The following is a 12,863-nucleotide window of genomic DNA, read 5'->3' as shown; positions in this document are numbered from 1 at the left end:
GTATTTCAATGGCTTATAAAAAACTTATATTCAAAGCGATACGTTATATCGTTCTTATAACCTTTGTGACTTCTTGTCTTCCGCTGGATTTGATTCCGTCTGCAAACGCCGCTACAGAGCAGAGCGTTCGAGTTTTTGTTGATTTTTCCAGCTCCAACACAACGGGATCAAGTGCCGAGATTCCTATGATGTACTCAAAGGATACCAGAAAATCCGTGAATGTGGATGTGGGTTCTTTAGTTAAAGGTAATATCACATCGTGGAAGTTTATGTTTCATGGCGCTGATAAATCCTCGGTCGCAACCTTAAACGGGTATAGCTTGTCCATTAATAATTTGGATGGTAAGCAGCAAACCGTTTACGGAAAAATGGATACCAATCCGGGTCATTACATCTATAGGCTGCCCAGCGGGAAAAGATGGGAGCATAAAGGGGAAAAAACAGCGATATGGCAATTTGATGCTGACTCATCAACGGATACTAACGGGGATGGTGCAAGTGACTATCCTGGCACAGTACCTTCGACCGGATATATTCGTCAACCGGATCAAGCTTTGGCATCAAACACGCCCCAATCCTATGATTCGGGTCCTCCTCTTAATGGCCGCGACTTGCGGTACAATGGAACGGACGGTGTAGCCCCTGATTGGAACGGAAGGGGAGCAGCTGCTACAGCTGCGTATGAAGCGGAGCCGCCAACAAAGTTTTATGAGACAAAGGGAGGTATAGGGTTTGATACTCCAATAGCTAGCAGTAATGTTGTAAACATTCGCATTTCAAGAGCAAGTTCTAAACCAGATTCACGTTCTGTTCCCCTTCCAACCCCTTTCGATTGGGGGGCATCTGCAAATAACAAAGGTATGGTTAAAGTATTTCGACACTTATCGAATAATTTAGAAGAAGTAGTCGATTATGAAGCTTTTCCAGACACTACCAAGCAATATGCGGAGCTTCGAAATTACTTCATGGAAGTAGACACCGAGTGGGAAGGGGAAACCTATCTCTACCAAGGCTACTTTGACATCACGTATCAAATACCAACCAAGCCTGACATCGTAGCAGATAAGCTAACCGCTGACAAAGCTTGCTTTATAGCCGGGGATATCGTTAATTTTGAATATTCGTTTCGAGTGATTGGTCAAGATATTTCAACGCCGTTTAAGGTTCAAATCAAGGTCGATTCTACCGTTTTACGAACGGATGATTTCAATGGGACTTACACGACCGGCTTGAAATGGGGAAGGACGTTCAGTTATACATTCTCATCATCCGTTGCTAAATCTATAACGATTACGTTTGATTCTGAAAATAACATTTCGGAGGATCGAGAAGATAATAATGTCATCATTGAAACCTATACGCCGAGCGCAACATGTGATCAAGATTCTCCACCGGAAGTAATAACTGGCGAACTCGTATTGGAAAAGACAACGATGAAATTCGGCGAAAGCAATCTCATCAACAACAAAAACGTTACGGTTACAGGAGGAAACGGCTGCTCACTTGCTGAATTGAGCTATACCTTAACTCAAGGCAGCTTGACTCAGACATATAAAAACGGTTATCTCTATTCCGTAAACTTCTCGGGGCCGCCGTACCCGAAAAGCATGGGGGCAGGAACGGTTAGCGTTACCATGCAAATTAAGAGTACCTGCGGGACAATAAAAATAGTTACTCCCAAGACGTTCGAAATAACGAAGGATCCGGATAACAGTCCACCTGTGTTTGATGGTTCATTTTTCCAAGGGTATAACACCGCTGGTTATCCTCCAATACAAGAAGTCATTGTAGGAAATAGGGTTGATCTGGGCGTGGTAAATGATCCTACGACAAACCCTAAAACCCCGTATGATCCGGATGGAGATCCCGTCATCTATTATTGGAATTGGGAGGGCAGCTCCAGTGCATGGATCAGAGGTCTAAAGGGAAAGCATGATCTTTGGGATTATGGCGATCACTTTGGTCCGTTTGTTGCCGATGTCGAAGGCACACACACCATCGAGGTCACGGCCATCGATAAACGCGGCGCGGTAACCGGACCCAAGCGCGTTACATTGAAAGTAGTGCCGGAGAATCCGCCGCCAATACCTGTTATCACGTTGCCGCCGAAGGTCATTGAGGGCAGACCATTTACGCCGGACATTAGTGGCGCGGACAGCTATTCGCCGCGTAAAGATCGTACGATTGTACAGTATGACTGGACCGGTAAACTAGCTATTTACCCTACAGCCGGAGGGTATCCTATCACTTTGTCGGTTGTAGATAGCGGCGGAATCAGATCTACAGCACCGGCTGAGGCAACCTTAAATGTACAACCAGATTTACCTCCTGTGGCAAGACTGAATAATCCTGGGTACGGTATTCGAGGATCTGCAATTAATTTCAAGGATACTTCGTACAGCCCGGATGATGACCCAATAAGTGTGCATACGCTCACCATGTCTTACGACAGTAACAATGATGGTTCGTTTTCTGGGGAAAGTTCATGGGCAGTAACGACAGATGCAGCAGGAAACTTCTCTTACACACCAACTAAGATAGGTAAATACAACATTCGCATTTTCATTAAAGAGGGGGTTGGGTATCAGAAATCGGACCAGAAAGATTTTCAGTTCGAGGTTGTGAACGAAGCGCCGGAAGCCAGCTTTTATATTCAAGGTTCCGACTTCTTCCCGCCTGAAATCGTAACCAAAAGCTATTCGACTTCTGATCTCATAAATAACTGGAAAACTTCGACCGTTTATGAGGGTGTAAAAGCAAATAAGGAATATGTATACAATCCCGGGGAGGACGCTTTAGAAACTCCTACGGCACCTGTTGATTTGCATACTCCGCCCGTTGGTGTGCCCAATTTTACAAAGTATTCCTTTAGTTGCGCATCTCAGTATTGTGGCGGACCTGACGTTCTTTCGCCAAACTTGATTGGGGTGAAAGCCTGGGATAGCGTTTATTTCACAAACCCTAATTGGGCTGGATCAGGGTACTACCAAGCCGCTCGATGGAGCACCAATTATAACATTCAAATTGGAGGTTACGATGTAGAGCAAGATCGTGTTTGGTATATCACAAAATACGATGTAACTGAAAGTGGCCTATGGGTGTGGAAAGTAACAAGTTTGGTATATAGAATTTCAGATTTGGCGATGGCGGGAGCGTCCGGGACGACTAATATGCCTGCCCCTGTATGGCAGCGTGCGGAAACTATAGGATATTTCGATCAGGCCACACCCCCACCGTCCAATGTGTTTTATATACCACCCGAAAAGAAACCTGTAGTACAGAAATATTCCTTTGTCAAAGAGGGAACCAAAACCGCTAAAAAGATTTACGGACCCTCCGGTGAGTTGGTTGTCAGTCTGCCCGATGCCCAAGGAATCAAGTTTTTCGGGGATACGATGATTTATTTCACACATACAAGGACAGAGGATTATACTTTTATACATTATGACATCTTCATCAATTTTTATGATCTGAAGTCAAAAACACCTATAGGTTTACCTCAAAAAACAGGTCATTATTATTTTGATAAAGAATACGTATCTTCTGGTCAAAAGGATATTTACCCGATGTCTGACAATCGAATAATGGTAACTAGGGATGGAAAAGTAGTTTTGATAGATAGATTTATTAATTCCTGGAATAACTCTACCAATCCTATTTATTATTTATTCGACATTAGGGGTAATCAACTGATTAAGCAAGAACTTTCTGATCCTACTTTCCCTGTTGGTGTTGCGCCGATTATGTTAGAGGACGGCAAGCTTTACTTCTTTTACCCCTATGGCACCAACTTTGAGGTACGAAAGACCGATTTTACCCCTCCCGCTGTAGGCGCTGAATCTTTCAACTATGGTCAGTTCTACAACGAAGCCGAAACATTGGATAACGGGGAAATTTCACAAAAGGTCAAATTCAACTATAACAACTTTGCAAGTGAACCTTCCGTGGGTATTTCTGCAAGAATGGCTGACCACCTCAATATGTACCGGTTGGAGTTAGCTACAAATAAGGTGCGGATCGTGAAAATCGTAAATGGCGTAAAAACAACGCTTGGTGAAGTCGGTTATGCGATTTCATATCGTAATTACTATGACATGAAAATCAAACTGAACGGCAATCGTATCCGGGGGTACATAAACGGCGTACCATTGCTGGATGTGCAAGATTCGACTTTCACAAGCGGTTCTTTTGGGCCCTTCTCGGAAACGTCTTATGTGCTTATTAAAGGGCTCTCAACAACGAAGTACATCGGCAACAACAACCAGCTTCAAAATGTCGGCATCGTAGGGACGCAGCTCGATTATGTCAAAAGCTATTCAGATCTAGAGAATGATCCTGCGATTGAAAACATGACAAGATGGACTTACACGCACACCGAGCCGAATAAATTTCTAGATGCAGGGGATGGTTACTCTGGAATCTCATCGCTAAACGGCCATACGGTAACATCACCTTATGCAGTGCTGGATAAGGTCGGGACGTACAAAATCGATTATCAGATCCCCGACGATCCGGCCCCGGCTGGTTACAAGTATCCGGACAATACATTTGCTGCTTACCGCAAATACTCGGATTTGTCGAGCACTTACGTCACGATACATCGCAGGCCGGTTTCGTTCTTTACGTTGACAATCAATGCGGATAAAAGCGTGGCATGGCAGGATGCATCCTACGACCCTGACAGATGGCTTAGCCCGTCGAATTACTCGACCGAAGCTACCGGTATCGATTACCGCACAAACAGAGGAGTTATCGAGTACAAACGGACCTACACGACCCCAAGCGGCGCGACGATCAACGGTCAGCTGTCAAGGCCGACAGAATGGGGTTGGTATACGGTCAGACAAGCGGTCAAGGACGAATATGGGGCTTGGAGCGATTGGCACGAGGTTTTCATCTGGCTGGAGCCTGCACCGAATAACCCGCCTGCTGTTGCTTTAACTTTCCCGACAGGCACTTATGCTTCACCAACGCCGGTAAGCTTGAAACCGACCATCACTTGGAACCAGTGGGACCCTGATCCGAATACGACCTTCAGCGTCTTTAATCTAACAGTAAAAGACGAGTGGGGGAATTGTATCGAATGTCTCTCCAACAGAGCCATGTACACGCAAAACACATCTTGGGCGTGGACGATGGACGTACCGCTGGTGATGGGGAGGAAATATCAAGCGCAGGTGCAAGTTGTCGATGACGGCAATTTAGCCTCTCCATGGAGCGGCATCGGCTGGATGTCGACGAACAGCCCGCCTTCCGCCTATATGAGCGATCCGTGGGGAACCGAAAGCAGCCCGACTTTGAAAAACACAGTACGACCCGATCTTATATTTGCCCAAACCGATTCTGATCCTGGAACAACCTATATGTACATGCAGCTCCAAATTACAAATGCCGATCAGACCGTCACGATCAAAGACAGCGGTAAAGTATGTCAGCGATGGTCGGGAGGCGTTTGTGTCGGAACCACAAGTGTGTCGAACCGCTACAATTTTAATGAAGATCTCCCTGCCGGTCAAAAGCTGCGTGTGAGAGTGAAAGTGTGGGATGTGCGACTTGTTCCGCTACAACCGTGCCATACGGGAAATGCGGGGATTTGATATCAAATCCAACTTTGTATCCGAAGATGGGAATGAGGGATCCATGTTTCCTGAAACCATCTCGTTAATACTCCTGCATGCGGGAAGCGGGCAGCGCTTGCCGTATGACGCCAGGTGAAGTCGGCAGAAGGTAAGCTGGAGCCGCTCGATAAGAGAAGGTATGCGGACCGATATGCCGGACGGCTGAAAAGCAGGCTATGGTGAGCATGACCGAACGGTCTGACAAACTGCCGAATGTACGGGGCTATACACTTGACATATGGAAACATATGGACCAACCCTGCGTTGGTGTGGGCGGCGAAAAGTACGAATGTCCTATAGGAAATTCGCTATGCCGAACGATGGCGGCATCCGGCCCACAGTCTCAGAGGCAGCACCTAAGGCCTGCATAGGATAGCTAGGATACAAGGAACAAGGAAAGCAAGGGACGTCCATGCATCGAACTGCCATTCGGGACGGCTGCTATAAGACCTGTAAGTCGAAGTGCAGTTACCCTTGTGAGAGCAGGGGCACGACTCATGAAGTACCTGTAATGGGTATGGAGGAACAGCCCCAAGTCTTCTTTCCAAGAGAAGATGGAACGCCGTGTGCGCGGAAACGCGCATGCACGGTGTGGTGGAGGGGAAAAGGCGGAGATTGTATCAAACCCTTACCTATTCCAATCAATATGGTACAGCATCGGACTGGTCGCCGGAAGCTTGGATGTTTATCAACCGAGGACCTACGGGCTTGCTCGCTTTTGACACGCCGATCTACGAGCACGATACGCCGACGTTTACGGTCGCGGTCGCGGACCCCGACGGAGATTCGATGAACGTTCAAGTCGAAAGCAGCTATAACGGCGGCGCTTACGTGAATTTGATCCAATGGTCCGGCGTTCCTTCCGGAGAGCCGAAGGCGTTCTCGCACGGGCCGCTGGCCCGCGGTACCTATACGTTTCGACTAACTGTGAATGACGGTAACGGCGGATCGTATCAGCAAACGTACGTGTTCTACGCCTTGCCGCTCGGGCTTGCCGGACGTGTAAGCCACACCCCGGAGTGGGAAAGCTACCGGCAATTGTGGAACTCCAGGTTTCCGCTGCAGCCTCGCGGTTCGGATATGTTCTGGGCGGGCGAAGCGTTTGTGCTGGCGGCAGATGTGACCGATACCGGAACAAGCTCGACGAAACCGCTGGCCGTAACGGCGACACTGCTTGCTACCGGCGAATCGGTCGATTTGACAGGGGATTCCTTCCTGGTGTTGTACGAAGGAATGCTGCTGAACACCGAGCATCCGTACACGCTGGCGCAAGGCTCCCAAACTTTCCGGTTCAACGTGCAATGGTCCAACGGACTCCATCTAACATACGACGTGCCGATCCGTATCGAGGGGTCTGTCTTCGACGTGATCGTCAATCAAATTCGCCATTAATCGCGCATCATGACGTATAGCCTGTTTTACCCGGACAGCAGTTCTCTTGTTTTCCCAGTTTTTTTCTGTTATATTTCTCACTTGTGGGGTTCTTTCGAAGTCGGAGGAAGCTTCGCGGGTGGGTGAGGGAACATTTCTAAAGAAGGATCAATCATGGAGAAAAACAATCGCTGGAAAGCGGTCGTTTACGTGCTTCTGGGCGCAGCTTCTTACGGCGTATTGTCCACTGTCGTGAAACTGGCTTATGCAGGCGGCTTTACGGCGGCGGAAGTGACAGGAAGTCAAGTGCTGCTGGGATGTGCTGCGATGTGGCTGCTCTCCGCCCCGTACTGGAATCGCATTCGGGAGATCTCCGTCATTTCGATGCTGAAAATGATCGGCAGCGGCGTATTTACCGGATTAACGGGCATCTTTTATTATCAATCCCTGCAGCATCTGGACGCGTCGTTCGCCGTGCTGCTTTTATTTCAATTTACATGGATGGGGATGGCGCTCGAATGGCTGCTGCACGGCAAACGTCCGGGACGCCCCCAAGCGTCCGGCGCCGTCGTCGTCTGGGTCGGAACGCTGCTCGCTTCCGGACTGCTCGAAGGACGGCTGGCCGGTAAAGTCGAATGGCTCGGCATTGCGCTCGGGCTGATCTCGGCGGTCTGCTATACGCTGTTTATTTATTTCAGCGGTAAAGTGGCCGTCGAAGTGCCGCCCTCGCTGCGAAGCGCCTGGATGCTGGCCGGCGCGGCGTTGGTCGTATCGATCGTGTATCCTCCGCACTTTCTTTGGAACGGCGCACTGCTTCACGGGCTGTGGGGGTGGGCTGTCGTGCTGGGCTTGTTCGGGATGGTCTTGCCCCCGTACTTGTTCGCCAAAGGCGCGCCTAAGCTAAACACCGGGTTGACGGCTATTCTCGGCTCCGTCGAGCTGCCAGTCGTCTTGATCTGCTCGAGCCTGCTGCTGCAGGAATCATCGGATGCGGCGCAGTGGATCGGGGTGGCGCTGATCTTAGGCGGCATCGTGATCTCCGAGTGGTACAGCCGCATGGAAGGGAAGCTCGGAAGCCTAACTTCATAGCATCCTGGCAATCGCGCCGCGATAACCGTTCTTCCCCATCGGGGAGAACGGTTTTTACTTATTTTCAGAAGGAATGCGCCTTGAACGCTGCGACGAATGCCTGGAAAGCCGGTGAGTAATACGCATCCTTGCGATAAATGAATACGGTTTCCACCGTGCGGTGCCGCTCCGGTATAGCGTGAATGCGGATGAGGCCTTCGGCGCTCGCTTTGCTCGCGGCGAGCGATTCGGGAAGTAAAGAGACGCCAAGCCCGGCGGCCACACAGCCGAGAATAGCGTCCAGGTTGCCGAATTCCATAATTTTGACAGGCACGATCCCTTCTTCCAGCAGCCAATGCTTCAAGACGGCCCGGTACGTGCAGCCGCCGCGAAACACAAGGATGGCGCGGGTTCGAGCAAGATCGGCGGAGGTCGTCGAAGTTTGCGAAGCGGCGGTTACCATCACCAGCCGTTCTTCGACGACGCGCTCCTGCATAAGCTCCGGATGCCGGACGGGGCCGGCTACGAAGGCTCCTTCCAAAGCGTAGGACAGCACGGCTTCGATGAGCTCTTCCGTCGGACCTGTCTTTAAGATGAGATCGACATTCGGATACTGCCTATGATAGTTGGCCAAAAAGGCTGGAAGACGCACGGCGGCAGCGGTTTCCATCGAGCCGACGGACAGCGGACCCGCCGGCGAATCCGTATCCCGGACCGCTTTACGGGCTTCGTCGAGCAAACGGAGAACTTGTTCCGCATAGGTGAGGAGCGTTTGGCCGGCAGGCGTCAACGTAATGCCCCGGTTATGGCGGTAGAAGAGCGGGGTTTGCAGCTCTGCTTCCAGCTGCTTGATTTTGGCTGTGACGTTGGATTGCGCGTAATTTAACATTTGGGCGGCTTTCGAAATGCTGCCGGATTCGGCCGCCGAACGAAAAGTTTGCAATAACGAAATATCCATGGCATTACCCACGCTCCTGTCTAGTGCTGATATCAAAATTGTTGATGGGCTCGATCGGTATTGTTTATTGTTCATGATAACAGGAATCGGCTACAATGAACATATTGCACCGATTTGGGAGTATAAGGAGATAGCGTCGTGTGGAATCGTAATCACAACCAAAGCGAGCGCAAAGTGATGATCGGCGGCATCCTCGTTCTGATCATAGCGATGGGGATCGGCAGATTTGCCTTTACGCCGATTGTGCCGCAGATGATGGAGCAGGGGTTCATCGGGGAGAAGGAGGCCGGCACGCTGGCATCCGCGAATTATTTGGGTTATCTGGCCGGTTCGTTGATCGCGGCCTTCTATCCGCCGTCGCGGCGCAGGCTGTTCGCCATCAAGTCGTGGCTGCTGGTCAGCGTCGCTACGACCGCACTCGTGGCGGCTGTGGAATCCATCCCCATCTGGCACGTGCTGCGCTTCGTCTCCGGAGCGGCGAGCGCCTTCCTGTTCATCTACGCTTCAAGTCTCGTGATGGACGTTTGGTCCCTCAAGAAGCGCGCTTCCGCGGCCGTCAGTTCTTTGTACACCGGTGTCGGCTTAGGGATCACGCTGGCCGGCCTCGCCGTGCCCTTCCTCTACGCAGCGTTCGGCTGGAAGGGCTCTTGGTGGGGGCTCGGCGTGATCAGCCTGCCGGGGGTCGCGCTGGCTTGGCGCTGGCTGCGCGACGTACCGGCGGAGCGGACGGAAACGGCGCCGTCCTCGCCTGCGTCTCTTCCCGCCGGCAGGCGCTATGACTTGCGGCAAGGATGGGATGGGCGGCTGCTTGCGGCCTACGGATTAGAGGGACTCGGTTATATCGTTACCGGTACATTCCTGGTCGCTTACGCAGGTCGGCTGCCCGAGGCTGCTGCGATTTCCTCCTGGAGCTGGGTAGCTGTCGGCCTCGCCGCCGTTCCTTCGGGATGGGTATGGTCGTATGCGGCCGAGCGCCTCGGTTTCCGTTATGCGCTTGCTGCCGCATTGGCCGTACAATCGATAGGCATCGTCATGCCTGTAGCTTTTCCGACGCCGGCAGGGGTCATAGGGAGCGCGGTCTTGTTCGGCGGCACCTTTATCGGGATTGTGACGCTGGCCGTATCCTGGGGCCGGGCGTTGAATCCGCAGCGGAGCGGACGAACGGTCGGCCTCCTGACGGCGGCTTACGGAACCGGGCAGTTTATCGGTCCGGGCGCGGCCGGCTGGCTGATCGCGGAGGCGGGCGAATACGCGACGGCTTTGTTCGGAGCGGCATGCATTGTCGCGGCCGGTATGCTTTTTTTGCTGGCGCCCTTAAAGGAACGCAAATCCAAGCAATTTTTGAAAGGATGAGAAAAGCATGCCATTTGTGAATATCAAAATTACGAACGAAAACGTTACGCCGGAGAAAAAAGCGGAGTTGATCCAAGGCGTCACCCAACTGCTCGTCGATGTGCTCGGTAAAAATCCGCAAACGACGGTCGTCGTCATCGACGAGGTGGAGACGGACAATTGGGGCATCGGCGGCGAAAGCGTGACGAAGCGGCGCTTACAGGGGCGCTAAGACATGAAATCTATAAGGATTCGGGCGGATGTGGCCCGGGTCCTTATTTGTTTGTGCGTTTAACGAAACAAAACCGGTGCTGCCGCGTATAAGTAGAACAGCAAAAATGTGTCCATATAGGAAAATCATGCGTCTAAGAACCGTCAGCCACAATTGGATATTCTGATATTGTTGACAAGGCTGCAACATTTTTGCAACCGAATCCGTTTATTAGGTTGCAAGAGAGGGGGATCCCAGTGGTAGCGCCAGAGTTAATCAAGGCTGCCCAGATGGGCGATCGCGACGCTCTAATTACCCTATTGCGAGAAATTGAGAATCACGTCTATCGAACCGCTTATTACATTCTGGGCAATGAGCAGGATGCGTTAGACGCCGCTCAAGAAGCGTTAATCCGGATTTATACCAAAATCAACTCCTACGAAGAGAAAGCCCAGTTTAAAACGTGGGTGCAGCGGATCGTCACCAACCTTTGCATCGACAAGTTCCGTCGAACGAAGCCGACGATCTCCATTGAGCAGCACGATCTGAGCTTTACCGACCATAAAACGGTGGAAGACGAAGTTATGTCTACGTATATCGCACAGGACATCCGAGAAGCGATTGACAAGCTCCCCGAGCACCATCGTTCCGTGGTCGTCCTGAGATATTTGCAGGACTTCTCTTATAATGAGATCGCGGAATCGCTGGATTTGCCGATCAATACGGTGAAGTCGTATTTGTTCCGGGCAAGACAGCAGCTGCAGGGCATACTGAAGGATTACAACCGCAAGCAACGCAGCGATGCGGTACGGGGATAGATCGCGATGTGAACCATCAGGACAACAACGGATATACGAATCGTTAGGAAAGGTAGTGTACGGGGATGATGTGTCAAGAGGTGATCGAACTGATGCAGAGATACCTTGATCGGGATCTCGAAGAAACCGAATACCGCCGGATGCTTGGGCATCTGCAGCAGTGTCCGGATTGCTCTGAACTGTTCGAACGTCTTGTGAATTTATCGACCGAGCTGGAAAATTTGCCGAAGGTGACCCCTCCGTTTAGCTTGGTAGATGCAATCATGCCATCGATTGAACGGCTGGATGCCGCTTCCGGAAGCGGAGAGGCCGTTTGGACGAGTACGGCAACGGAAGAATCGGCTTCGCAGGACGCCGAGCGAACGACGGCTAGGGAGCTGCCGAAGCGAACGCGCCGCATGGAGAGCTGGCGTCAGCAGGTACGGGAGTGGGTTTCATTCCCGGTGCTTGGCGGCGTCGTCGCGGCCGGATTGATCTTCGGGTTTTTCATCTTCCAGCAGGACCGATCGACGACGGGCAATTTGGCCGAGAGCTTGAGCTCGAAGGCGGAACAGAAAGCCGCAGCCGACCAAGCGGCGGCGCCGAGAGCGCAGCCGGCCGGTAACGCAGGCGGAGCAAACGAAACCGGACAGGTGCTCAATGACGGGAACGCAGCGTCGGGCGGCTCAAGCGGAGGAAGCCCGGCAGCTGGCGAAGCGAAGGGGGCCGAACAAGAGGTCGGGAAGAACGGTCAGGCCGAGGCGCTGAATCCGGCGGGAGCCGGGGAAGCTGCGCCAACCGGTAAACCGAATGCGACCAAGGCGGCTCCATCGGCTCCGGATCAGAAGAATGACGCGCCTCAAGCGGGTGCGGGGACGTCCGAACAGCTGCCGGCGACGCCGCCGGCTTCACAGGGAACGGCGGATGAGACGCCGGGCGGGAGTGCCGGGACGGAGGAGCCTGCGGTGCCGGATTCCGAAGCGAGCGGCCCATCAGCGGCGAAACCGGGTTCAGCTCCAGACGGTGAGGCCGAGCTGCATCCGCGGGAGAAGGGCGGACCGAGCTTCGGCTTTATGGCTATCAATCCTGAACCTGCGGCGGTGCACGAGCTGTCCTCATCGGACAATGTTTATCATGCGAGGGTCGAAGCGAATCAAGTGGTCATTCGGGACGCCAAAGAAGCGGAAGTATACCGTTCCAAATTCGACCGGTGGGAAGATGCCGCTCGCATCGAGCTGGTCGAATGGAGCTCTCACAAGCTGATATATACGGTTCAAATTTCCGATCGGAAGCGGACGTTCGAGATCAATATGCAAGCACAATCCGTTACGGAAACGGAAGTTAAAATGAACTGACAAGCTAGTTTCAAGACGCGGGATACACGTTGAGGAAGAGGAAGAAATCACAAACGTTCGCGCACACATCGGGGGCTGCTGCGTATAATATGTAGCAGACGAACAATTGAATTCGAACGCGTCTATGATCACGCTTTGATTGGCAGGTTTCTA

Annotated in this window: 8 protein-coding genes; 7 read left to right on the top strand and 1 reads right to left on the bottom strand. The window is 51.7% G+C overall.

The genetic code is table 11. From position 1 onward, the window contains the following. The first annotated feature begins 8 nt into the window (after positions 1-8). The 3 genes from PVA01S_RS08860 to PVA01S_RS08850 all read left to right on the top strand — a co-directional run bounded on the left by PVA01S_RS08860 (position 9) and on the right by PVA01S_RS08850 (position 8,078). Positions 9-5,597, top strand: a complete 5,589-nt coding sequence (locus PVA01S_RS08860; RefSeq protein WP_127606925.1) for a hypothetical protein — start codon at positions 9-11, stop codon at positions 5,595-5,597. Positions 5,598-6,233: 636 nt separating this feature from the next. Continuing rightward, complete coding sequence (locus PVA01S_RS08855; RefSeq protein WP_174817572.1) at positions 6,234-7,010, top strand: Ig-like domain-containing protein; 777 nt, start codon at positions 6,234-6,236, stop codon at positions 7,008-7,010. Between the two features lie 153 nt (positions 7,011-7,163). Beyond that, positions 7,164-8,078: an EamA family transporter gene (locus tag PVA01S_RS08850; RefSeq protein ID WP_127606923.1), complete on the top strand. Its 915-nt coding sequence runs from the start codon at positions 7,164-7,166 to the stop codon at positions 8,076-8,078. Between the two features lie 64 nt (positions 8,079-8,142). On the opposite strand, the gene PVA01S_RS08845 is transcribed toward PVA01S_RS08850, so the two are convergent. Continuing rightward, positions 8,143-9,015: a LysR family transcriptional regulator gene (locus PVA01S_RS08845; RefSeq protein ID WP_054796710.1), complete on the bottom strand. Its 873-nt coding sequence runs from the start codon at positions 9,013-9,015 to the stop codon at positions 8,143-8,145. 138 nt (positions 9,016-9,153) lie between these two features. Here PVA01S_RS08845 and PVA01S_RS08840 point away from each other — a divergent pair, with 138 nt between their 5' ends. The 4 genes from PVA01S_RS08840 (at position 9,154) to PVA01S_RS08825 (ending at position 12,710) form a co-directional block, all read left to right on the top strand. After that, positions 9,154-10,368, top strand: a complete 1,215-nt coding sequence (locus PVA01S_RS08840; protein WP_127606921.1) for a YbfB/YjiJ family MFS transporter — start codon at positions 9,154-9,156, stop codon at positions 10,366-10,368. A gap of 7 nt (positions 10,369-10,375) precedes the next feature. After that, positions 10,376-10,579, top strand: coding sequence for a 2-hydroxymuconate tautomerase family protein (locus PVA01S_RS08835; RefSeq protein WP_127606919.1), 204 nt, complete (start codon positions 10,376-10,378; stop codon positions 10,577-10,579). Positions 10,580-10,815: 236 nt separating this feature from the next. Further along, on the top strand, positions 10,816-11,376 hold the full coding sequence (locus PVA01S_RS08830; protein ID WP_054796708.1) for an RNA polymerase sigma factor: 561 nt from the start codon (positions 10,816-10,818) through the stop codon (positions 11,374-11,376). 65 nt (positions 11,377-11,441) lie between these two features. Further along, on the top strand, positions 11,442-12,710 hold the full coding sequence (locus tag PVA01S_RS08825) for an anti-sigma factor family protein (RefSeq protein WP_127606917.1): 1,269 nt from the start codon (positions 11,442-11,444) through the stop codon (positions 12,708-12,710). Positions 12,711-12,863: the final 153 nt, after the last annotated feature.

Origin of the sequence: Paenibacillus validus NBRC 15382 (genome assembly GCF_004000985.1) — a bacterium.
GTDB classification, from domain to species: Bacteria; Bacillota; Bacilli; order Paenibacillales; family NBRC-103111; genus Paenibacillus_G; species Paenibacillus_G validus.
Note: the sequence above shows the minus strand (reverse complement) of the source record. Positions and strands in the feature narration are given on the sequence as shown.